This is a genomic window from Cupriavidus sp. CuC1, assembly GCF_044627735.1.
Classification (GTDB): domain Bacteria; phylum Pseudomonadota; class Gammaproteobacteria; order Burkholderiales; family Burkholderiaceae; genus Cupriavidus; species Cupriavidus ulmosensis.
In genome coordinates this window covers 1-20780 of sequence record NZ_JBIUHC010000171.1, presented here as the reverse complement: position 1 = coordinate 20780, position 20780 = coordinate 1, and the positions used below count along the sequence as shown (strand labels likewise).

General features: G+C 65.8%; 20 protein-coding genes. 10 read left to right on the top strand and 10 right to left on the bottom strand.

Annotated features, from left to right (window positions below):
- Positions 1 to 112: 112 nt before the first annotated feature.
- The 8 genes from ACGLHR_RS42995 to ACGLHR_RS42960 all read right to left on the bottom strand — a co-directional run bounded on the left by ACGLHR_RS42995 (position 113) and on the right by ACGLHR_RS42960 (position 9264).
- Entirely contained in the window at positions 113 to 1279 is a 1167-nt protein-coding gene (locus ACGLHR_RS42995) for a 2Fe-2S iron-sulfur cluster-binding protein (RefSeq protein WP_400101990.1), read from the bottom strand.
- Between the two features lie 8 nt (positions 1280 to 1287).
- Positions 1288 to 2115 carry an FAD binding domain-containing protein gene (locus ACGLHR_RS42990; RefSeq protein WP_400101989.1) on the bottom strand — a complete coding sequence of 276 codons (828 nt, stop codon included), beginning with the start codon at positions 2113 to 2115 and terminating at the stop codon, positions 1288 to 1290.
- 6 nt (positions 2116 to 2121) lie between these two features.
- Positions 2122 to 4530 carry a xanthine dehydrogenase family protein molybdopterin-binding subunit gene (locus tag ACGLHR_RS42985; protein WP_400101988.1) on the bottom strand — a complete coding sequence of 803 codons (2409 nt, stop codon included), beginning with the start codon at positions 4528 to 4530 and terminating at the stop codon, positions 2122 to 2124.
- A 229-nt stretch (positions 4531 to 4759) separates the two neighbouring features.
- A complete protein-coding gene (locus ACGLHR_RS42980; protein ID WP_400101987.1) occupies positions 4760 to 5401 on the bottom strand; it encodes an N-carbamoylsarcosine amidohydrolase in 642 nt (213 codons plus the stop codon).
- Positions 5398 to 6444: a 2,5-dihydroxypyridine 5,6-dioxygenase gene (locus ACGLHR_RS42975; protein ID WP_400101986.1), complete on the bottom strand. Its 1047-nt coding sequence runs from the start codon at positions 6442 to 6444 to the stop codon at positions 5398 to 5400. Before ACGLHR_RS42975 ends, ACGLHR_RS42980 begins: the two co-directional genes overlap by 4 nt.
- A 22-nt stretch (positions 6445 to 6466) precedes the next feature.
- A complete protein-coding gene (locus ACGLHR_RS42970; RefSeq protein WP_400101985.1) occupies positions 6467 to 7312 on the bottom strand; it encodes an alpha/beta fold hydrolase in 846 nt (281 codons plus the stop codon).
- A gap of 1 nt (position 7313) precedes the next feature.
- Positions 7314 to 8066, bottom strand: a complete 753-nt coding sequence (locus ACGLHR_RS42965) for an Asp/Glu racemase (RefSeq protein ID WP_400101984.1) — start codon at positions 8064 to 8066, stop codon at positions 7314 to 7316.
- A 235-nt stretch (positions 8067 to 8301) separates the two neighbouring features.
- Positions 8302 to 9264, bottom strand: a complete 963-nt coding sequence (locus ACGLHR_RS42960; protein WP_400101983.1) for an amidohydrolase family protein — start codon at positions 9262 to 9264, stop codon at positions 8302 to 8304.
- 220 nt (positions 9265 to 9484) lie between these two features.
- On the opposite strand from ACGLHR_RS42960, the gene ACGLHR_RS42955 reads away from it, so the two are divergent.
- The 10 genes from ACGLHR_RS42955 (at position 9485) to ACGLHR_RS42910 (ending at position 19635) form a co-directional block, all read left to right on the top strand.
- The gene (locus tag ACGLHR_RS42955; RefSeq protein WP_400101982.1) at positions 9485 to 11089 is read left to right on the top strand and encodes an MFS transporter; all 1605 of its coding nucleotides are present in this window, start codon (positions 9485 to 9487) and stop codon (positions 11087 to 11089) included.
- A gap of 183 nt (positions 11090 to 11272) precedes the next feature.
- On the top strand, positions 11273 to 12511 hold the full coding sequence (locus ACGLHR_RS42950; protein WP_400101981.1) for an ABC transporter substrate-binding protein: 1239 nt from the start codon (positions 11273 to 11275) through the stop codon (positions 12509 to 12511).
- Positions 12512 to 12587: 76 nt separating this feature from the next.
- The gene (locus tag ACGLHR_RS42945) at positions 12588 to 13364 is read left to right on the top strand and encodes an ABC transporter ATP-binding protein (protein ID WP_400101980.1); all 777 of its coding nucleotides are present in this window, start codon (positions 12588 to 12590) and stop codon (positions 13362 to 13364) included.
- Positions 13361 to 14116, top strand: a complete 756-nt coding sequence (locus ACGLHR_RS42940) for an ABC transporter ATP-binding protein (protein ID WP_400101979.1) — start codon at positions 13361 to 13363, stop codon at positions 14114 to 14116. Before ACGLHR_RS42945 ends, ACGLHR_RS42940 begins: the two co-directional genes overlap by 4 nt.
- A gap of 12 nt (positions 14117 to 14128) precedes the next feature.
- The gene (locus ACGLHR_RS42935) at positions 14129 to 15013 is read left to right on the top strand and encodes a branched-chain amino acid ABC transporter permease (RefSeq protein WP_400101978.1); all 885 of its coding nucleotides are present in this window, start codon (positions 14129 to 14131) and stop codon (positions 15011 to 15013) included.
- Positions 15013 to 16071, top strand: a complete 1059-nt coding sequence (locus ACGLHR_RS42930; protein WP_400101977.1) for a branched-chain amino acid ABC transporter permease — start codon at positions 15013 to 15015, stop codon at positions 16069 to 16071. The genes ACGLHR_RS42935 and ACGLHR_RS42930 overlap by 1 nt, the downstream gene beginning before the upstream one ends.
- Before the next feature lie 74 nt (positions 16072 to 16145).
- Positions 16146 to 16463, top strand: coding sequence for a non-heme iron oxygenase ferredoxin subunit (locus tag ACGLHR_RS42925; RefSeq protein WP_318237639.1), 318 nt, complete (start codon positions 16146 to 16148; stop codon positions 16461 to 16463).
- Between the two features lie 9 nt (positions 16464 to 16472).
- Positions 16473 to 17759, top strand: coding sequence for an NAD(P)/FAD-dependent oxidoreductase (locus tag ACGLHR_RS42920; protein WP_400101976.1), 1287 nt, complete (start codon positions 16473 to 16475; stop codon positions 17757 to 17759).
- Between the two features lie 31 nt (positions 17760 to 17790).
- Positions 17791 to 19080, top strand: coding sequence for an aromatic ring-hydroxylating dioxygenase subunit alpha (locus tag ACGLHR_RS42915; RefSeq protein ID WP_400101975.1), 1290 nt, complete (start codon positions 17791 to 17793; stop codon positions 19078 to 19080).
- Positions 19081 to 19119: 39 nt separating this feature from the next.
- Positions 19120 to 19635 (top strand): aromatic-ring-hydroxylating dioxygenase subunit beta, encoded by a 516-nt coding sequence (locus ACGLHR_RS42910; protein ID WP_400101991.1) that lies wholly within the window; start codon positions 19120 to 19122, stop codon positions 19633 to 19635.
- Between the two features lie 53 nt (positions 19636 to 19688).
- Here ACGLHR_RS42910 and ACGLHR_RS42905 read toward each other — a convergent pair whose 3' ends face one another.
- Positions 19689 to 20219: a MarR family winged helix-turn-helix transcriptional regulator gene (locus ACGLHR_RS42905; protein ID WP_400101974.1), complete on the bottom strand. Its 531-nt coding sequence runs from the start codon at positions 20217 to 20219 to the stop codon at positions 19689 to 19691.
- A gap of 73 nt (positions 20220 to 20292) precedes the next feature.
- A complete protein-coding gene (locus ACGLHR_RS42900; RefSeq protein ID WP_400101973.1) occupies positions 20293 to 20508 on the bottom strand; it encodes a MipA/OmpV family protein in 216 nt (71 codons plus the stop codon).
- Between the last annotated feature and the right edge of the window lie 272 nt (positions 20509 to 20780).

Here is a 20780-nt window from a genome sequence, read left to right as displayed (position 1 = left end):
CGCCGTTTGCGTGCCTTCAACGCAGACTACTATGTGGTGTCAATAATGCAAGGAACTTCTGACGCAGGACACTAGAAGCAATAAAACCCCGTCCACAAACGCAACCCCCGCGTCAGCGGGCCACCCCGAACACCCGCTTCACCCTCTCCCACATCACGCCCAGCATCATCGCTACCGGATTCATCTCCGTGACCTGGCTGCGCTCGCTATCCGACAGCGACGGATCCATCTTGCGGGTGACGTTCTTGCCGAAATCCGCCATCATGCGCCGGACAAAATCGCGCACCAGCCCCGAGCGGGAGAACTGCGCGAGCGGGCCTTGCAGGGAATACTGCAGGTCGATCAGCACTTCCGTCTCGCCCGCCGATATCGCTTGCAACACATAGGTGATATCGCCCGCGGCCTTGGAGTTGCTCAGCGAATCCTGCCCCGCGCCCTTCAGCACACCGCGCCGGTTCGCATCGTCTCGCTCCAGCCGCGCCGCGCCGTTGAAGCGCGCGGCCATCGGGCCGAACTTGATCGCCACGTGCCCCTTGACGCGGTCGCCGTCCTGCTCGGTCAGCGCCGCGCCCGGCAAGCAGCTTGCCACCGCCGGCAGGTCCGCCATGAAGCGCCACACGTCGTCGACCGGGAACGGCACCTTGAAGCCGCCGTCGATGCGCGACCAGCCTTTCTTGTCGGCGCTGCGCTCGGCTTCTTCCTTGGCGGCAGGTGCGGCTTGTGCCTGGCCGGTGCTGTCGGCTGCGGGTGTGAAGCAGACGAACTCGCGTTTCACGCCGGCTGCTACGGCTTGCACCGCGCTGCCCGCAGCTTGCGGCTTGCGCTGCGCCAGCACCGAGCTGATCGCGGCCACGATGCCCATATAGCCCGTGCAGCGGCAGAGGTTGCCGGAGAGCTCATGGCGGATCATGGCCTCGTCGGCATCCGGCAGCCGCAGCACGATGTCGCGGGCGGTGGCCAGCATGCCGGGCGTGCAGTAGCCGCACTGCAGCGCGTGGTGCCGGTTGAACGCGGCGCGCAGGTCGCGCATCACGGGGTCGTCGTTATAGCCTTCGATGGTCACCACCTTGCTGCCCGCGCAGGCGCTGGCAAAGGTGATGCAGGAGCGCACGGGCTTGTCGTCGACCAGCACGGTGCAGGCCCCGCAAACCCCGTGCTCGCAGCCCAGGTGGGTGCCGGTCAGGCCCTGTGCGTCGCGCAGGAAGTCGCCCAGGTGGGTGCGGTGCGCGCAGGCGCCGGCAGCGGCGCGGCCATTGATCGTTAGTGCGATGGTTTCCACTGCGGCCCTCAGTTAAAAAGTTGTTGGATGCAGCGAGTGGCGGCGGCGCAGTAGAGCTTGCGGTCGATCGCATCCTTGCCGGGCGTGGCCTCTGTCACGGCGGACAGCACGGCCTGCGGCGTGAGCGCGGCGGGCCCTTGCACGGCAATGTCGTTGGCGAGGCCGCGCAGCAGCGCCGGTGCGCCGTCGAGCGCGCCCAGCGCGATGCGGGCGAAGCGCGTGGACGGATCGAAGTAGGCAGCGCAACTCGCCTCGGCGAACTCGCCGGTCTTGCGGCACAGCTTGTGGTAGCCCCAGCGTGCGGCGTCGGGCTGGGGCGGCACATGCACCGCCGCGATCAACTCGCCTTCGGTGAGCGCTGTGGTGTAAGCACCCAGCATGAATTGCGTCATGGGCACGATGCGCGTGCCGGCTTTCGATGCGAGTTCGATCTCGGCGCCGACGGCGGTCAGCACCACCACCCAGTCCGCTGCGGGATCGGCATGCGCCAGGCTGCCGCCGATGGTGCCGCGATTGCGGATGGCGCGGTAGGCGATGCCGCTCGCCACGGATTGCAGCATGCCGCCGCGCAGCTCCGGGAATTCGCCGTCCTCGATCTGCGCATGAGTGACTGCCGCGCCAATGCGCACGCGCTCCTGCTGCGCGGTGACGGTCCGCAACTCGGCCAGTTTCGACAGATCGTATATGGCACCGGGGCGCGTCAGGCGCAGGTTAAGCATCGGGCCCATGGACTGTCCGCCGCCCATGACCTTGGCGTTGTCGGTGCGATCCGCCAGCTCGGCGCAGGTAGCGGCCAGCGTGGGGGCCGCGTGATAGGTAAATGCAGCTGCTTTCATGATGGTTCAGGCCGCCTCTCTGGTTGGCGTGGCTTGCGGCTTCTGCGCTTGCTCGGCGCGGGCCAGCGCTTCGAGCACCTTGCGCGGCGTGAGCGGCGTCTCCAGCAACTCCACGCCGAACTGCCCCAGCGCATCGTTGACCGCATTGAAGATGGCGGCCGGCGGCGCGATGGCGCCGCCTTCGCCCATGCCCTTGGCGCCGAACTCCGTGTGCGGCGACGGCGTCTCGAAATGGTGGATGCGGATCGAGGGGATCTCGGTGGGGCCGGGCAGCATGTAGTCGGCCAGCGTGGAGGCCAGCGGCTGGCCGTTGCCGTCGTAGCGCATCTCCTCGAACATGGCCGTGCCGATGCCTTGCGCCACGCCGCCGTAGGTCTGCCCTTCCACCACCATGGGATTGACCATGGTGCCGCAGTCTTCCACCACCACGTAGTCGAGGATTTCGACGTGGCCGGAATCGGTGTCCACCTCCACCAGCGCGGCGTGGGTGGAGTACGTGAAGCTGCCGGTGTCGACATTGGGCTTGTAGCCCATGGTGGTTTCCAGCCCGGTTGGATCCACATCGGCAGGCAGCCGCTGCGGATTGATGTACCAGGCGTTGGCGATCGCGCTGATCGGCACAGCGGCGTCGCCGGCCTTGACCGACCCGCCGGCAAGCGCTGCCTCCCCCTCGGGGCGTTGCAGAATATGCGCGCCGATCTTCAGCAGCCGCGGCACCAGCGCCTTGCAGGCGCGCGACACCGCGCCGCCCGACATCACCAGCGAGCGCGAGGCGTAGGTGCCGGTGGAGAATGGCGTCACGCCGGTGTCCCCATGCACGACCTTCACGCGCGACACATCGATGCCAAGGATCTCGTGCGCGATCTGGGCAAAGGTGGTTTCCATGCCCTGGCCATGCGAGTGCACGCCGACGCGGACTTCCAGCCCGCCGTCCGGCGTGATGCGCACGGTGGCGGAATCGAAGCCGGGGATCACCGGCGTGCCCCAGGCGGCGAACACCGAGGTGCCGTGCGCCGATTGCTCGGTGTAGGTGCCGAAGCCCACGCCGAGATAGCACGAGCCTGCCGAGGCATTGTTCTGCCTTTCACGCTGGCGCTCGCGGATGCGCGCCAGCCCGATCATCTGCGCGGCCTTGCGCACGCTGGCCGGGTAGTCGCCGCCATCGAAGTGCTTGTTGGTGACGTTGACGTAAGGCATGGATTCCGGCTGCACCAGGTTCTCGCAGCGGATCTCCCACGGCTCGCGCTTGACCTCGCGCGCCAGTGCATCCATCAGTAGTTCCATGGCGAAGCACACGCCGGTGCGCGCCACGCCGCGGTATGGCACGAAGCCGGGCTTGTTGGTGGCCACGCATTCCGTGATACAGCGGTACCCGTCGAAGGCGTACGGCCCCGGCAGGTTGCCTATTGCCTGGCCGGGTTCGAGGCCAATGGTGAAGGGCCACACCGAATAGGCGCCGCCATCGATGGCGATCTTGGCATCCAGCGCCAGCAGGCGTCCGCGCGCGTCGGCATAGGCCGTGACCTCGTAGTGGTGCTCGCGTGAGTTGGCGCCCGCGGTCAGGTGCTCGCGCCGGTCTTCGATAAAGCGGAATGGCGTGCGATACGTCATGGCGAGCCAGGCGATGCACAGCTCCTCTTGCTGCAGCACGCACTTGTAACCAAAGGCGCCGCCCACGTCGGGCGAGATCACGCGGACTTTTTCCTGCTCCAGGCCCAGGCAATGGCTGAGCACCGTGCGGATCATGTGCGGCACCTGGGTGGCGCTGTAGACGGTCAGCTGGTCGAACTGGTGGTCCCAGTAGGCCAGCACGGCCTTGCCTTCCATCGGCACCATGCACTGGCGCGCCAGGTCGATCTTGCGGCTGACTACCACAGAGGCGGTCTTGCTGAGCGTGTCGAAATTCTTGTCCGCGGTGAGCGTGAGGAAGTGGTTGTCCTTCCAGTGCTCGTGCACCCGCGTGGTGGCGCTGGCCTGCCGCGCGCCATCGACGTCGGTCAGGGGCGGCAGTTCATCGAGTTCCGCGACGATGCGCTCGGCAATGTCCTCGGCTTGCGCGCGGGTCGGCGCGAAGGCCATGGCGATGGGCTCGCCGACAAAGCGGACCTTGCCGGCGGCCAGCGGCGGCTGCGCCGACGGCTGGTAGGACGGAAAGGCCGAGTCGGCTTTGATGTCGAGCGCGCCATGCATGTCCTCGCGCCCGATCACCACGTGCTCCAGCCCTTGCGGCTTGTGCAGCGCCAGCAGCCGCGCGTGCGCCATGGGACTGCGCAGGAACGCAACCTCCTGCAAGCCCGGCATGGCGATGTCGGCGACAAAGCGGCCCTTGCCATGCAGATGGCGCGCGTCCTCCTTGCGCGCCACGCGGGCGCCTACGCCCTGCCCGCCTTCCTTCTCGATGTGGTCATTGTCCATACATTCCTCCAGTCCGGGCTTGCCGCCGTCCGTGACTGCTTTGTGGGTTCGTGGGTTGCGTATCGCCCGGCAACCGGCAGGTCAGCAAGCAAGTTCCGTGCACCTTTCTATCGCGCATCCGGCGGCATATATTCAGTGCACTGAGCTTATCGACACATTGGCGAAACGCGCGGCGGCCGTCAATTGGGGCTTGCGCCCATGCTCGCGCATGGTGCGTCCTGGACGCCGCTCAGAGCCTGGCCAATACCGCCAGCGCCTGCTCGCGCGGCATCACGGCCGCGTACTTCTGCTCCATGTCGAACAGGTTGGCCGCGTGCGGCTGGAGCGCGCGGTCGCCCACGCAGTCCGACACCACCAGCGGGCGCAAGCCGTGCGACATCGCATCCACCACACTGGCCCGCACGCAGCCGCTGGTCACCGCGCCGGCCACCACCAGTGTGCGCACGCCGCGCTGTGTCAGCCACGCCGCCAGCGACGTGCCGAAGAAGGCGGACGGCACGGTCTTGCGCACCACCAGTTCGCCCTCGCGCGGGGCCAGCTGCGCAACGATGGCGCTGGCCGGCCCGTGCTCCTTCAGCGTCAGCATGCCGGGCACCTTCAGCGTGAAGATGTTGTGGTCAGCGTCGTCGTCGGCAAACACGATGCGGCTGTGCGCCACAGGCCAGCCCTGCTCGCGCGCAGCCGCCAGCAGCGGCACCGTGTTGGCGATAGCCTCGGCGATATTGCCGCCGCCGAACATCGCCGGATCGGCGAAGCCGTTGACGAAGTCGACGATCAGCAGGCCCACCGGGCCTTGCAGCGGCAGTTGCGTGCCGAAACCCTGGCGTGCATAAGTCGGGAGTTCAGAATGCGGTGTTGTCGAAGCGGTCATTTGCGGTTCCATCCGTCCAGTACCTTGCCTTGCCTGACCACGTCCTCGCCGTCCAGGCGCACCGTGCAGTTGCGCAGCGGGATATCGATGTGGCAGGCGGTGGTGCGGCTGCCCCCTGCCTCGTTGTTGGGGCCAAGCGAAAACAGGAAATTGCCCTCGTAGGCGCGGGCATCCATGCCGATGGACGCCTCCCTGTCGTACAGCCCCAGCGTGGACCAGCGCGCGCGCGGCTGCAGGCCCCAGCCGATATGCGAGATGGCATACGCCTCGGGATCGTTGAACGACGCCATGTAGTCGTTCAGCAGTTCGGCATCCAGGCCGCCTTCGATCCGCGTGGCAAAGCCGCCCTCCACCGTCAGCTCAACACGGTCCGCCACGTAGCCCTTCTGCGGCAGCAGGATGTCGCCACGGTCAAGCACGATGCGGCCGCTCGCGCCACGCTCGTTCGGCCACGTCAGCACGAAGCCGCTGGGCCAGTGGTCCCAGCGCCCCGGCTCGTCGACGAATCCGTACTCGCTGATGGCGGGGAACTCGCCGAGCGGGCAGCGCAGGTCGGTGCCCGCGTCCGATACCACATGCATCTCCTTGGCCCCCGACAAGCGCGCGTTGGCAGCGCTCACGCGCTCGCGGTCGGCTTCGGTGGGCACCATGCGCACCAGCACTTCCGGCGGCTCCACGGCCAGCAGGATCTTGGTGCCGGTCTTCAGGATGTCGTGCTGCTCGGGCGAGAACAGCAGCGTCATCAGGTCCAGCACCAGGTCGCTCTCCTTGAGCGCGGCAATAGCCGCGCGGTTGCCGGTGAGCGCCGTGGTGCCGAGGTAGGCCAGCGGGTCGCGGCTCAGGGCCTTGTCCGCGTTGACGGGCGGCAGGTCCAGCCGATTGACGATGGCGCCCATAGCCTGCGTGGCAACCAGCGCGCACGACAGCGTCTGCGGATGCGTGGCGGCGCTGGTCAGGATGGTGACGGTCTGCCCTGGCGCGAGCCGGGACAGCGTTAGGACCTGTTTCCAGGCCTGGATCAAGGCGTGCTCGCTGACTGGCATGTTCTCTCCTGTGATCGGTAACTCAGGCCGCGGCCCTTTGCTGCGGGACAACTTCGGCGCCGAGGAAATCGCCCAGCGCGCGGTAGAAGCCGGCCTCGTCGTCCCAGGGGATCATGTGGCCGGCGCCCGGCACGTGGCTGACCTGGAGCTGCGGCAACAGCCCGCGGACCTCTTCGATATCCTCGGGGCGGACCACATCGCCACGGCCGGCCACCATCAGCAAGGCAGGCACGCCAAGGCCTGGCATGTCGGCATGCACGTCGTCAGTATGGAAGCCCTGGAAGCTGGCCAGCACGGCGCGCTCGTCGCAGGTGTGCAGCCATTCGGCGCGCAGCGCCAGTTGCTCGTCGGTCCAGGTAGGGCAGAAGCGCCGCATGGTTTCGATATCCACGCCGTGGCGCGCCACCGCCATGGAGTCCACGTACCACGCGAGCTGTGCCGGATAATCGCGCCGGCCCGGGCCGGATACCGGCGGATCCACCATGACCAGCCGCGCCAGCCCGGCGGGCCGGCTACGCGCGGCGCGGATGCCGATGCGCGCGCCCATCGAATGGCCGACCACGCTGTAGCTCGGCAGGTTCATGGCTTGGGCGAAGGCCACCACATCGGCGGCCTGGGCGTCCAGGCTGTAGTCGAGCGTGTCCGACGCGGACGACAAGCCACGGCCGCGCACATCCAGCACATAGGTGTCGAACTGCTCGCCCAGGCGCTCGCCGACGAAGCCCCAGGTGATGGCCGGGCTGGTGATGCCCGGCACCACGATCACCGGATCGCGCGTCACGCGCGCGCCGGTGTGGCCGCCATAGCGGAGATAGTGCTGGCGGATGCCGTTGGCGTGGACGTTACCGCCGCAAACAAAGGTACGCATTTTAGTAAGCCCCCGAGAGCAAGGCGCCTGCGCCCGGCACTATGGGTTCCAGGTCGAGCTGCTTGAGGATGGCGTAGGTGGTGGCGATGGCGGCGGTGATGACTGGCTTGCCGGTCATGGCTTCCACCTTGGCTACCGCCGGCAGCGACGGCATTTGCACGCACGCCGACAGCACGATGGCGTCCACGTCCTTGGTGTTCATCTGCGCGACGATACCAGGCAACTTTGCAGGGTCATGGCGGCCGACTTCGAGGTTGTCCGGGATTTCCAGTGCGCGCCAGTCCACCACCTCGTAGCCTTCGTTGCGGATGTAGTCCACCACCAGCTCGGTCAGCGGCTTCATATATGGCGCGACCACCGCGATGCGCTTGGCGCCGATCACCTTGAGCGCGTCGATCAGCGCGCCGGCGCTGGTGACCACCGGCGCGTCAGCGCCGTTCGCCGCGGTATGGGCCTGCAGGCGCTTTTCCGAGACGCGGTGATAACCGTGGCCCATTGCCATGATGGCCACCAGGCAGGCGTAGCCAAGCACGTCGACGCGGGCGTCGCTCAGCTCGAGTGCGCAGCGGTCGGACTCGGCGTCCATCGCGGCGAGCTCTTCCTTGACCACCTTCTTCATGCGCATGCGGCTGGAGTGGAAGGTGAACCGCTCGGGCCGCACCTGCTGGCGCGCGAGCAGCATCGCGGGGATTTCGGTTTCCATCGTGGTGTTGGAACTCGGCACGATCTGGCCGATCCGGAAAGTTTTTTGCACGGGGCGCTCCGTAATGTCGGAAGTGGATGTTCAGGTTTGTCGGACTTGAGTGCGTTTGCCTACCGCTGGTTTGCTCCCCTCTCCCACGCAGTGGGAGAGGGGCTGGGGGAGAGGGTGGGTGCTAGCTCGAAGTGAGAGCCTTCGCTATTGCCACCGCCCGCCCTCTCCCCCGCCCCTCTCCCGCAAGCGGGAGAGGGGAGAAAACCATCAGCACCAGAATCCGGTGTACCTATATTCAAAGCTTGAGAATACGTTCCGCATTGCCATGGCAGACCAGGCTGCGGGTGGCTTCGTCCATCGGTGCCTGCTCGATAAAATCAGCGGCAATCGCGGTGGATTCGTAGGGGTAGTCGACCGAGAACAGCACGGCCTCGGCGCCCATCTCGGCAATGGCGCCGTTGAGCGCGGCCGGCGAGCACACGCCCGACGTGGTGATCACGATATTGCTGCCGATGTACTCCGACGGCTTCTTCGCCAGCTTGATGCCATGCGAGTACACGGCAAAGCGGCTGTCGAAACGCCAGCGCTGGAACGGCAGGCCCTCCCCCATATGGCCGAGGATGAGCTTGAGCCTGGGGAAGCGGTCGAACACGCCGCCGAACACCAGGCGCAGCGCATGGCTTGCCGTCTCCACGCCCCAGCCCCAGGCCGCGCCGCTGATTTCGGGATGGCCGGCATACACGTGCGGCGCGACAAACGCATCGGTCGGATGCAGGTACATGGGCACGTCCAGCGCCTGCATGCGTTCCCAGAAGACGTCGTAGGCAGGATCGTCGTAATACACGCCCTGCGTATGGCCGTTGACCAGCGAGCCCTTGAAGCCGAGCTGCTTGACCGCGCGCTCCAGCTCGTCCGCCGCCGTCACGGGGTCATGCATCGGCAGCGCGGCAAAGCCGGCGAAGCGCGTGGGATGGCGCGCCACCTGGGCCGCCAGGAAGTCATTGTTCTCGCGAGCGCGGCCAAGGGCGGCAGCGCGATCCGTCTCGCCCTGCACACCCGGGCCGGTCTGCGACAGGATGGTGAAATCAATGCCGGCGCGATCCATCTCGCCGATGCGAATGTCGTCGAAATCAGCCAGGCGCTTGGCGAGATCGGCCATGACCGCTGCGTCGATGTGCTGGAGATATCCCTTCGAATAGGCCTGGAAACCGGGGGCCATGAAGTGTTCTTCCAGGGCAATCTTCCGAATTCTCGTCATGCTGTGGCGACTCCTGTTTGGGTGGGGGCTGGCCAATTGATCAGTATGCTGAGCATTTTTAATATAGCAACGAGGTTGGGGAATGTCTAGCCGGCGCCAAAAGGGTTAACCCCCATAACACTGACAAATTCTGCTCAGTACACTGATTGAAATTACTCAGCATGCTGACAGTGTGGAGCACACACACGCGCAGGCTGACTGCCCCCGGAGAGAAACGACCATGACGATCAGCCTGACCAATGATGGTGCCGCCGTGCGCAAGCAGGGCATGACAAGGGAAGAACGCAAGGTGATCCTCGCGTCGTCTTTCGGGGCGCTGATGGAGTGGTACGACTTTTATATCTACGCGGCGCTGGCGGTCTATTTTGGTGCATTGTTCTTCCCGCCCGGCAACGAGACCACAGCCTTCCTCGCCAGCCTGGCCACCTTCGGCGCGGGCTTCCTGGTGCGTCCCATCGGCGCCTTGCTGTTCGGCCGGCTGGGCGACAAGATCGGCCGCAAGTACACGTTCCTGGTGACGATCCTGCTGATGGGGATCGCCACGGTGGGCGTCGGATTGTTGCCCACCTACGGCCAGATCGGCATCACCGCGACCATCCTGTTGGTGGTGCTGCGCCTGCTGCAGGGCCTGGCCCTGGGCGGCGAAGTAGGCGGCGCGGTGACCTACGTCGCCGAGCATTCTCCGGTGGCAAAGCGCGGCCTGTACACCAGCTCGCTGCAGACCACCGCCACGCTCGGCCTGCTCTCTTCACTGCTGGTGGTGTACCTGCTCAAGACCTTTCTCACCGAGGCGCAGTTCCGCGAATGGGGCTGGCGCCTGCCGTTCCTGGTCTCGTTCCTGATGCTGGTGGTGTCGGTCTATATCCGCGGCAAGCTGCATGAATCGCCGATCTTCGCCCGCATGAAAGCGGGCAACGCCACGTCGAGGTCGCCCATCCTGGACAGCTTCACCAACTGGGCCAACCTGAAGTACGTGCTGCTGCTGTTCGTGGTGGCTTCCGGGCTCGGCGCCATCTTCGGCACCGGGCATTTCTACACGATGTTCTTCGTCAACAAGACGTTGCACGTGCCGCTGGAGCTGGTGCACCTGCTGATCGGCATCGCCCTGGTGATCGCCACGCCCTGCTACCTGTTCTTCGGCTGGCTGTCGGACCGGATCGGCCGCAAGCACATCATGATGGCCGCCTGCCTGCTGGCGGCGCTGACCACCCAGCCCATCTTCAAGGCGCTGACGCACTACGCCAACCCGGCGCTGGAGCAGTTCCAGCAGCGCAACGCCGTGCAGCTGCGCGCCGGCGATTGCCACTTCCGCTTGTTTGCCGAGCCGGTGTCGGCGTGCGACAAGGTCAAGGGCTACCTGACGGATCTCGGCGTCGGCTACGAGTTCACGCAGGACGAGGCCCGCGCACAGCCCGATCTGCGCATCGGCGACACGACCCTGCAGGGCTTTGACAAAGCTTTGATCAAGCAGGCGCTGGTCGCCGCTGGCTGGCCGGAGCATGCGGACCCGGCGGCCATCAACCGCCCGATGCTGTTCCTGATGCTGCTGATTCCCATCCTCTTCCTTGCCATGGTGTACGGCCCGCTGGCCGCGTTCATGGTCGAGCTGTTCCCCGCGCGCATCCGCTACACCTCGCTGTCCCTGCCCTTCCACCTCGGTGCGGGCTGGGTGGGCGGCATGCTGTCCTTCGTGGTGACAGCGATGAACGTGTCCAGCGGCAATGTGTACTTCGGCCTCTGGTATCCAGTCTCGATCGCCGCCATCGCGTTTGTCGTCGGCATGGTGTTCGTGCCCGAGACCCGGGGCCGCGACCTCGACACCTGATCCGCCTAGCCCGGCTTTCCCATCTGGCCCGGAATTTGCTCAGTACACTGCAGTTTATAGTCAGCATACTGAGCGTTGTACCAGGACAAAGCCGGGGCACGCAAAACGATGCATGGCGAAGTGACGCCACTGCCTTGATTCCTGGTTTCCTGTTTCCCCATTCACCCTGCCTGGAGCGCCCCCATGAAGTCTCTGCATAAAGCACGCCGCACTTCCCCGGTTCCTATCTTTATCCCCGCCCTCACCGCCCTGACGGCCCTGCTGTGCAGCACCGCTGCGCTGGCCGATGCCAACGGCGTCAAGGTCGGCGTGATTACCGATATGTCCGGCTCCTACGCCGATCTCTCGGGCCGCGGCTCGGTGCTCGCCGCGCAGATGGCCGTGGAAGAGTTCGGCGGCAAAGCACTCGGCAAGCCGGTCACGGTGCTTTCCGGCGACCACCAGAACAAGGCGGACATCGCTTCGTCGCTGGCGCGCCGCTGGTTCGACACCGATGGCGTGGACATGGTGATCGACTTCCCCAACTCCTCCACCGCGCTGGCGGTGCAGGAAATCGCCAAACAAAAGCAGAAGATCAATATCGTCTCCACCGGCGGCGCCATGGCGCTGACCAACCAGAACTGCTCGCCTACCGGCTTCCACTGGGGCTGGGATACGTATTCGGTGTCGGCGCCGCTGGTCAAGCGGCTGATCGCCGATGGCAAGAACAGCTGGTACTACATCACCGTGGACTACGCGCTGGGCCAGTCGCTGGAATCGGATTTCCGCAAGGAGGTGGAGGCCAGCGGCGGCAAGAACGTCGGCAGCACCAAGCATCCGCTGAACGCCAGCGATTTCAGCAGCCCCATCGTGGCGGCCTCCGCGTCCAAGGCCAAGGTGGTGGTGCTGGCCAACGCCGGCAACGACATGATCAACGGCGTCAAGGCCGCGGGTGAATTCGGCCTGATCAAGGGCGGCCAGACCGTGATCACGCCGTCGACCTTCATCACCGACCTGAAGAGCCTGGGCCCCGGCGTGGCCCAGGGCCTGACCTATGTGGACCCGTTCAAGACCGACCTCGATGCCAGGTCGAAGGCGTTCGTCGAGCGCTTCTACGCCAAGCACAAGGCCTACCCGACCCACGGCCAGATCGGCGTGTACTCCGGCGTGCTGCACTACCTGAAGTCCGTGGAAGCCGCCAGGACGGTGGATGGCCCGGCGGTGGCGGAAAAGATGCGCGCCCTCGTTGTCAACGACGACTTCGTGCACGGCGGCAAGGTGCGCGTGGACGGCCGCATGGTGCATGACATGTACCTGGCGCAGGCCAAGTCGCCGGCGGAGTCGAAGGGCCCGTGGGATCTGGTCAAGTACCTCGGCACCATCCCTGGCGACTCGGCCTTCCGCCCGCTGTCCGCCAGCGAATGCGCACTGGTGAAGAAGTGAGCCGCAATGCTGAACCGCACTATGCAGCAACACGCAATGACAACAATGACAACAACGACAGCAAAGCGGAGCATGCATGAGCCAGGCTGACGTCATCCTTGAAACCCGCGGGCTCACCAAGGCGTTCAAGGGTTTCACCGCCGTCAGCAAGGTCGACCTGCGCGTGCGCCGCGGCACCATCCACGCCCTGATCGGGCCCAATGGCGCCGGCAAGACCACGTGCTTCAACCTGCTGACGAAGTTCCACGCGCCCTGCGCCGGCACCATCCTGTTCAACGGCGAGGACATCACGCGCGAGCGTCCTGCCCAGATCGCCCGCAAGGGCGTGATCCGGTCCTTCCAGATCTCGGCGGTATTTCCGCAGCTCACCGTGATGGAGAACGTGCGGGTGGCGCTGCAGCGCAAGCTCGGCACCGCCTATCACTTCTGCAAAAGCAAGCGCTCGCTGGACGAGCTCAACGATCGCTCCGTCTCGCTGCTCAAGGCCGTCGGCCTGGAAGGCTTCGCCGACCTGCCGACCGCCGAGCTGGCCTATGGCCGCAAGCGCGCGCTGGAGATCGCCACCACGCTGGCCATGGACCCCGAGCTGATGCTGCTCGACGAGCCCACGCAAGGCATGGGGCACGAAGACGTGGAGGTAGTGACGGCCTTGATCAAACAAGTTTCCGCGGGACGCACCGTGCTGATGGTGGAACACAACATGAGCGTGGTGTCGTCCATCGCCGAGCGCATCACCGTGCTCCAGCGCGGCGCCATCCTGGCCGAAGGCTCGTACGAGGAAATGGCGCGCAACCCGCAGGTGATGGAGGCGTACATGGGTACGGCCGATGCCGAACTGACGGAGGCCGCATGATGAGCCAACCCACTAGCCAGCCCACCCCTGCCCTGCAGATCAAGGACCTGCACGCCTGGTACGGCGAATCCCACATCCTTCATGGCGTGGACCTGACCGTCAGCCCGGGCGAGGTCGTCACCGTGCTGGGCCGCAACGGCGCGGGCCGCACCACCGCCATGCGCGCCATCATGGGGCTGGTCGGCGCCCGCAAGGGCTCGATCCGCGTCAACGGCACCGAGACCATCGGCATGAAGACGCACCGCATCGCGCCGCTGGGCCTGGGTTATTGCCCGGAGGAGCGCGCCATCTTCTCCAGCCTGTCGTGCGAGGAAAACCTGATGCTGCCGCCAGTGTTCAAGCCGGACGGTGCGGGTGCAAACGCCGCCGGCCGTGAGCCGATGCCGCTGGACGAGATCTACGCGATGTTCCCCAACCTGTGGGAACGCCGCAAGAGCCAGGGCACGCGCATGTCGGGCGGCGAGCAGCAGATGCTGGCGGTCGCCCGCATCCTGCGCACCCGCGCGAGCGTGCTGTTGCTCGATGAGATCTCCGAAGGCCTGGCGCCGGTCATCGTCCAAACCCTCGCAAGAATGATCACCACGCTCAAGAAACGCGGCTACACCATCGTCATGGTGGAGCAGAACTTCCGCTTCGCCGCGCCGCTCGCCGACCGCTTCTACGTGATGGAGCACGGCCGCATGGTGGAGCGCTTCGACGCCGACGCGCTCGCGCGCAAGATGCCCACGCTGAACGCCCTGCTTGGCGTGTAAGGAAACATCGTCATGGACTTTTTTGGCATACCCATGCCCGCCCTGCTGAGCCAGTTGCTGCTCGGGCTCGTCAACGGCTCGTTCTACGCCATCCTGAGCCTCGGGCTGGCAGTGATCTTTGGCCTGCTCAACGTCATCAACTTCGCCCATGGCGCGCTGTTCATGCTGGGCGCCGTGCTGGCCTGGGCCGGCCTGAACTACCTGGAGCTGAACTACTGGCTGATGCTGCTCTTCGCCCCGCTCGCCACAGGCGTGCTCGGCGTGGTGCTGGAGCGCACCATGCTGCGCCGGCTCTATCGCTTCGACCACCTCTATGGCCTGCTGCTGACGCTTGGCATCTGCCTGCTGATCGAAGGGCTGCTGCGCTCGGCGTACGGGGTCTCCGGCCTGTCCTACGCCACGCCCGAGGCGCTGACGGGCGCCACCAACGTGGGCTTCATGGTGCTGCCCAACTACCGCGCCTGGGTGGTCGTGGCCTCGCTCGTCGTGTGCTTTGCCACCTGGTACGTGATCGAGAAGACGCGGCTTGGCGCCTACCTGCGCGCCGGCACGGAGAACCCGCGCATGGTGGAGGCATTCGGCATCAATGTGCCGTTGCTGGTGACGCTGACCTACGCCTTCGGCGTGGGGCTGGCCGCCTTTGCCGGCGTGCTGGCCGCGCCCGTGATGCAGATCTCGCCGCTGATGGGCCAGAACCTGATCATCACCGTGTTTGCCGTGGTGGTGATCGGCGGCATGGGCTCGATCCTCGGCTCCATCTTTACCGGCCTTGGCCTGGGCGTGTTTGAAGGCATGACCAAGGTGTTCTACCCGGAAGCCTCGGCAACCGTCGTCTTCGTGGCCATGGTGTGCGTGCTGATGGTGCGCCCCGCCGGCTTGTTCGGAAAGGAAAAATGATGACCCATGATTCTCGCGCAAGACTGACCGGGGCCTTGCTGATGGTGGCCGTCGCGCTGGCGCCGTTTCTCGGCGCCTATCCGGTGCTGGCGATGAAGCTGATGTGCTTTGCCTTGTTTGCCTGCGCCTTCAACCTGTTGCTGGGCTTTACCGGGCTGCTGTCCTTCGGCCATGCCGCCTTCTTTGGCGGCGCGGCCTATGCCTGCGGCTACATGATGAAATCCCTGCACGCCACGCCGGAGCTCGGGCTGCTGGCGGGCACGGCGTTCGGCGCACTGCTCGGCCTGGCCTTTGGCGCGCTGGCGATCCGCCGCCAGGGCATCTACTTTGCGATGGTCACGCTGGCGCTGGCGCAGATGTTCTATTTCTTCTGCCTGCAGGCGCCGGTAACGGGCGGCGAGGACGGCTTGCAAGCGGTGCCGCGCGGCAGCCTGTTCGGGCTGCTCTCGCTGGAAGGCGACCTGACCATGTATTACGTGGTGTCCATCGTTGTCGGCGCTGCGCTGCTGCTGATCGCGCGCGTGGTCAACTCGCCGTTCGGGCAGGTGCTGCGGGCCATCAAGGAGAACGAGCCGCGCGCCATCTCGCTGGGCTATGACACGGACCGCTTCAAGCTGCTGGCTTTTGTGCTGTCGTCCGCGCTGGCGGGATTGGCGGGCGCATTGAAGACGCTGGTGCTCGGCTTTGCCACGCTCACCGATGTGCACTGGGCCATGTCCGGATCCGTCATCCTGATGACGCTGGTTGGCGGCATGGGCACCTTGTCCGGGCCCATCCTGGGCGCGCTGGTGATCGTCGCGCTCGAGAACAAGCTGGGAGACGCCGGCAGCAGCCTGGCCGCGCTGACAGGCGTGGACTGGTTCAACACGCTGGGCGAGTCGGTCAGCATGGTCACTGGCCTGATCTTCGTGGTCTGCGTGCTCACCTTCCGCCGCGGCATCATGGGCGAGGTGCAAGCCCTGCTGGAGCGCAGGGCCGCACTGGCGCGCCCTGCCCCGGCCAGCGCCGCCACGCCCTTCCACGGCCATTCCGCCGCCTCGACCACGCCCAAGGGTTAACGCTGATTCAGTCGGCAATTTAAATCAGTACACTGAGCATTAATGATCAGCATACTGATTAAAGGAGATGCATCATGGCTTGGACCAAGATCGCCACGACCGGCCAGCTTCAGGACGATGAAGTGATGCCGCTCACGCTCGGGGACGCGCAACTGGCCCTGTACCGCAGCGAAGGGGAATACTTCGTCACCGACAACGTCTGCACGCACCAGTACGCGCTGCTGTCGGACGGCTACCTGGAGGACGGCTGCATCGAATGCCCGCTGCACCAGGCGCGCTTCGATATCCGCACCGGCCAGGCCATGTGTGCGCCCGCCACCCAGGGCATCCGCGTCTACCCGGTCAAGATCGTGGACAGCGACGTGCTGGTCGATGTCATGGTCACCGCCTGAGCGCCGGTCATGCCACAAGACGCCCCCATCCTGATCATCGGCGCCGGCCAGGCTGGCGCCACCGCCGCCGCCGCGCTGCGCTCGCTGGGCCATGACGGCGGCATCGTCATGGTGGGCGGCGAGGCCCATGCGCCGTATGAGCGCCCGCCGCTGTCCAAGGCCGTGCTGGCGGACGAGCAGCAGGACGAGCGCATCGGCGTGCACGCGGCCGGCTTCTATGCCGGGCAAGGCATCGAGCTGCGCCTGGGCACCACGGTGGCCTCGCTCGATCCCGCCAGCGCCACCGCGCACTGCGCCAACGGGGAGGCAATTGCCTTCAGCCGCTGCCTGCTGGCCACCGGCGGGCGGGCCCGCACCCTGCCCGCCCTGCCCGAGGGGCAGCCCCGGGTGCACTACCTGCGCTCGCTCGCCGATGCGCGCGGCCTGCGGGCCGCGCTGCGCCGCGAGCGTGCCGTGCTGGTGATCGGCGGCGGCTTCCTCGGGCTGGAAACCGCATCCACCGCCCGCGCCATGGGGCTGGAAGTCACTGTGATCGAAGCCGCGCCGCGATTGCTGCAGCGCGCCGTGCCACCCGTGTTCTCGGACTGGCTGGCGCAACGCGTGCGCAGCCTCGGCATCGACCTGCGGCTGGGCTGCGGGATCGCGTCGATCCCGCCGGCCGCGCACGAGGTTGCCGTCATGCTGGCGGATGGCACCGCCCTGCGCGCGCCGCTGGCGGTGGTGGCCATCGGCCTGCATCCCAATGTGGGCCTGGCGGAGACGGCCGGGCTTGCGCTCCATCCGGGCAACGGCGGCATCCAGGTCGACATGCACTGCCGCACCAGCGCGCCGGGCGTGTTTGCCGCTGGCGATTGCACCAGCCAGTACCAGCCGTTGTTTGGCCAGGAGGTGCGGCTGGAATCGTGGCAGAACGCCAATGAGCAGGCCCGCATCGCCGCGGCCGCCATGCTCGGCGTGGAGACGGCCCCGGCCGCCGTGCCCTGGTTCTGGAGCGACCAGCTCGGCTGCAATATCCAGATGCAGGGCGCCGTGGACCCCGCGCTGGTCTACACGCTGCGCGGCAGCGCCGAAGCACCTGACGGCGACAAGCCCCCTAAATTCCTGCTGCTCGGCATGGCCGGCGCGCAACTGCGCCACGCCATCGCCGTCAACGCGGGCGGCGACCTGCGCCAGCTCCGCAACCTGATCGAACTACGCACCGCCTGCGAGATCGGCCTGCTGTGCGACACCGCCCTGCCCTTGAAGCAAGCGGTACGCGAAGCCACCGCCGCGCGCGCGAGCGAAACCCAATCCTGAAGATCCCCAAGATCCCGAACGAGGAACCAACATGTACCAGACCCATGCGGTCATCAACCGCACGCCGCGCGCCAAGGATGCCGAGCTGGCCGCCTGCCAGTGGCCGGAAGACGCCCTGCATTTCATCCCGGACTGGGTGTACACCAGCAACGCCGTGTATGACCTGGAGCTGGAAAAGATCTTCCGCGGCCGCTCGTGGAACTTCGTCGCGCTGGAGGCCGAGATCCCCAATGCCGGCGACTTCAAGCGCTCCTATGTCGGACCGACGCCCGTCGTCGTGGCCCGCGCGCAAGACGGCTCCGTCAATGTCTTCGAGAACCGCTGCGCGCACCGTGGCGCGGAGTTCTGCCGCCATGGCCAGGGCAACGCCAAGGAGTTCGTCTGCCCGTATCACCAGTGGTCCTACGACCTGAAGGGCAACCTGCAGGGCGTGCCCTTCAAGCGCGGCGTGAACCGCGCTGGCGGCATGCCGAAGGACTTCCGCAATGAAGACCATGGCCTGGTGAAGCTCAACGTGGCCATGCGCAACGGGGTGATCTTTGCCTCGTACGCCAGCGACATGGAGCCGCTGGACGCGTACATGACGCCGGAAATCCTCAAGGATTTCGATGTAGTGTTCAACGGCAAGCCGCTCAAGATCCTCGGGTACTACAAGAACGAGTTGCCCTGCAACTGGAAGATGTACCACGAGAACCTGAAGGACCCGTACCACGCCACGCTGCTGCACTCCTTCCTGGTGGTGTTTGGCCTGCTGGTCGCCGGCAACGACTCGGCCATGATCGCCGACCCGGTGCACGGCCGCCACGGCACCATGGCCTCGGCCAAGAAGGAAGACAAGTACGCGGCGGTCAGCGACGAGAACAAGAAGGAAATGCGCTCCTACCACGAAGGCATGCGCCTGCAGGACGACCGCTTCCTGGAGTACATCAAGGAATTCGATTCGCCGTGGTCCGTCACCATGCAGACCATCTGGCCCAACCTGATCGTGCAGCGCGAGATGAACACGCTGGGCGTGCGCCAGATCGTGCCCAATGGCCCGGACAGCATGCTGATGCAGTGGACCATGTTCGGCTACGAGGACGACACCGAAGAGATGACGCGGCACCGCCTGCGCCAGGGCAACCTGATGGGCCCGGCCGGCTTCCTCGGCCTGGAAGACAATGAAGCGATGAAGTTCGTGCAGGAAGGCGTGCGCCGCTCCAGCACCGACCGCAATGTACTCAAGCTGGATCCCGGCCACGTCGGCACCGCCAACTCGCTGATCTCGGAATCCGCGATCCGCGCCATGTACCAATACTATCGCAGCGTGATGGGGTTCTGAGACAGCATGACACTGACGATCACACCAACCATGACACCGATGGCGCATAGTCTCTTCCGCCCCTGCAAGCTGGCCCCCGCGCGCGCGCAAGCGCTGCGCATGGAGATCGACGCCTTCCACAGCGAATACTGCGCCGTGCTCGACGCCGGCATGGTGGAAACGTGGCCGGAGTTCTTTACCGAGGATTGCATCTACCGCGTCACGGCGCGGGAGAACGTGGAGCTCGGCATGCCGGTGGGACTGGTCTACGCCGAAGGCCGCGGCATGATGCACGACCGGGCGGTGGCGATTGCGCGCACCCAGATGTTCGCGCCGCGCTATATGCTGCATCTGGTCACCAATACGCGCGTCACCGATGAAAGCAAGTTTGGCGAGATCCAGGCGCAGGCCAGCTTCCTGCTGCTGCAGACGCTGGTCGAAGGCCCTACCACCATCCACATGGCGGGCACCTATCACGACCGCTTCGCCCGCATCGAGGGCAAGCTGCTGCTGGCGGAGCGCCAGGTCGTGTACGACACCACCATCATCGCCAACGACCTGGTCTATCCCGTGTGAGCCGGTGTGAGCCGGTTTGATCCAGGCGCCGGCCCCATGCCGGCGCGCCTTCACTACATGATGCGCAATACGGTGCGGCTATAGTCGTTGTTAGCCTCGACCAGCGTCGACAGCAAGTCCATGAACACCTTGCGCTGGGCCGGGCGCAGCGGCGCCAGCATGCGCTCCTGCGCGCGCTCCATGTCGGCGCGCAGCGATGCCACCACGGTCTGCCCTTCCTTGGTCAGGTGGACGTGACGCGTGCGCCGGTCGGCCGGATTGTCCTTGCGCTCGACCAGGCCACGCTCCTCCAGCCGGCGCACCACATCGGCGGTGGTGGTGCGGTCAAAGCCAACCTCCTGCCCCAGCGCGGTCTGGTCCAGCCCCGGCAGCACGGACAGCACGGTCAGGATGGCGTACTGCACCGGCGTGATGCTGGCCGACTTGCATTCCTCGAAAAACATGGCCACGTGGATCTGGTGCAGGCGGCGCACCAGAAAGCCGGGCCGCGCCCAAAGCAGCTCCTTGGCCGGGTCCGTTTCGGACTGCGCCGGATCCTCGACCGGCGTCGCGGCGCGCGTCGTTTGACGTTTTGCAGAGGACATTCCACTCACCAACTTGTTAGCATGCTGACAAGTATAGACGACTGTCCCCACCATGGTGCCGAAACGCACCGCTTCAGGTCCTCTCCGGCGAAGTCTGCCCGCTTCGCGCGATGCGCACGATCGGGCTGTTGCCGCTGTCACCCAGCATGCGGGTCACGGCCACCGTGCTGTTGACCGACCAGGCGCGCGAGATCTCATATTCCCAGGACACCGCCAGGCTGGCGCGGTCGAATCCCGCCTTGGTGGTGTAGGGGCGGAACTGGCTGTTCGCGGCTTGCGCATCGGTCACGCGTGAGTGGGCGATGTTTTAGCGCTTCTAGCTGTTGATGCAGAATAGCGTGAGTGGGGAAGTGTTTTAGCGCTACTAGCTGCTGATGCAGAATGGCGTTGGTGGGCAGTGTTTTAGCGCTTCTAGCTGCTGTCGCGGCTGGGCGGTGTTGGCCGTTTTGGAACGTGTGAGATGTCACTTTTCTTTACTCGTAAAGAGGGTGAGGACAAATTCAGGCATTGGTCAATCGGCGTACGAGCAAACGTGCCTGAGATAGCCAGACCCAGGCGGTT

Excerpts from the sequence above, each read along its gene's own strand:
- ACGLHR_RS42980 (WP_400101987.1), bottom strand. The coding sequence starts at position 5,401 with ATGACCGCTTCGACAACACCGCATTCTGAACTCCCGACTTATGCACGC.
- ACGLHR_RS42920 (WP_400101976.1), top strand. The coding sequence starts at position 16,473 with ATGCCACAAGACGCCCCCATCCTGATCATCGGCGCCGGCCAGGCTGGC.
- ACGLHR_RS42950 (WP_400101981.1), top strand. The coding sequence starts at position 11,273 with ATGAAGTCTCTGCATAAAGCACGCCGCACTTCCCCGGTTCCTATCTTT.
- ACGLHR_RS42955 (WP_400101982.1), top strand. The coding sequence starts at position 9,485 with ATGACGATCAGCCTGACCAATGATGGTGCCGCCGTGCGCAAGCAGGGC.
- ACGLHR_RS42970 (WP_400101985.1), bottom strand. The coding sequence starts at position 7,312 with ATGCGTACCTTTGTTTGCGGCGGTAACGTCCACGCCAACGGCATCCGC.
- ACGLHR_RS42960 (WP_400101983.1), bottom strand. The coding sequence starts at position 9,264 with ATGACGAGAATTCGGAAGATTGCCCTGGAAGAACACTTCATGGCCCCC.
- ACGLHR_RS42905 (WP_400101974.1), bottom strand. The coding sequence starts at position 20,219 with ATGTCCTCTGCAAAACGTCAAACGACGCGCGCCGCGACGCCGGTCGAG.
- ACGLHR_RS42940 (WP_400101979.1), top strand. The coding sequence starts at position 13,361 with ATGATGAGCCAACCCACTAGCCAGCCCACCCCTGCCCTGCAGATCAAG.
- ACGLHR_RS42925 (WP_318237639.1), top strand. The coding sequence starts at position 16,146 with ATGGCTTGGACCAAGATCGCCACGACCGGCCAGCTTCAGGACGATGAA.
- ACGLHR_RS42915 (WP_400101975.1), top strand. The coding sequence starts at position 17,791 with ATGTACCAGACCCATGCGGTCATCAACCGCACGCCGCGCGCCAAGGAT.
- ACGLHR_RS42985 (WP_400101988.1), bottom strand. The coding sequence starts at position 4,530 with ATGGACAATGACCACATCGAGAAGGAAGGCGGGCAGGGCGTAGGCGCC.
- ACGLHR_RS42910 (WP_400101991.1), top strand. The coding sequence starts at position 19,120 with ATGGCGCATAGTCTCTTCCGCCCCTGCAAGCTGGCCCCCGCGCGCGCG.
- ACGLHR_RS42930 (WP_400101977.1), top strand. The coding sequence starts at position 15,013 with ATGACCCATGATTCTCGCGCAAGACTGACCGGGGCCTTGCTGATGGTG.
- ACGLHR_RS42975 (WP_400101986.1), bottom strand. The coding sequence starts at position 6,444 with ATGCCAGTCAGCGAGCACGCCTTGATCCAGGCCTGGAAACAGGTCCTA.
- ACGLHR_RS42935 (WP_400101978.1), top strand. The coding sequence starts at position 14,129 with ATGGACTTTTTTGGCATACCCATGCCCGCCCTGCTGAGCCAGTTGCTG.
- ACGLHR_RS42990 (WP_400101989.1), bottom strand. The coding sequence starts at position 2,115 with ATGAAAGCAGCTGCATTTACCTATCACGCGGCCCCCACGCTGGCCGCT.
- ACGLHR_RS42945 (WP_400101980.1), top strand. The coding sequence starts at position 12,588 with ATGAGCCAGGCTGACGTCATCCTTGAAACCCGCGGGCTCACCAAGGCG.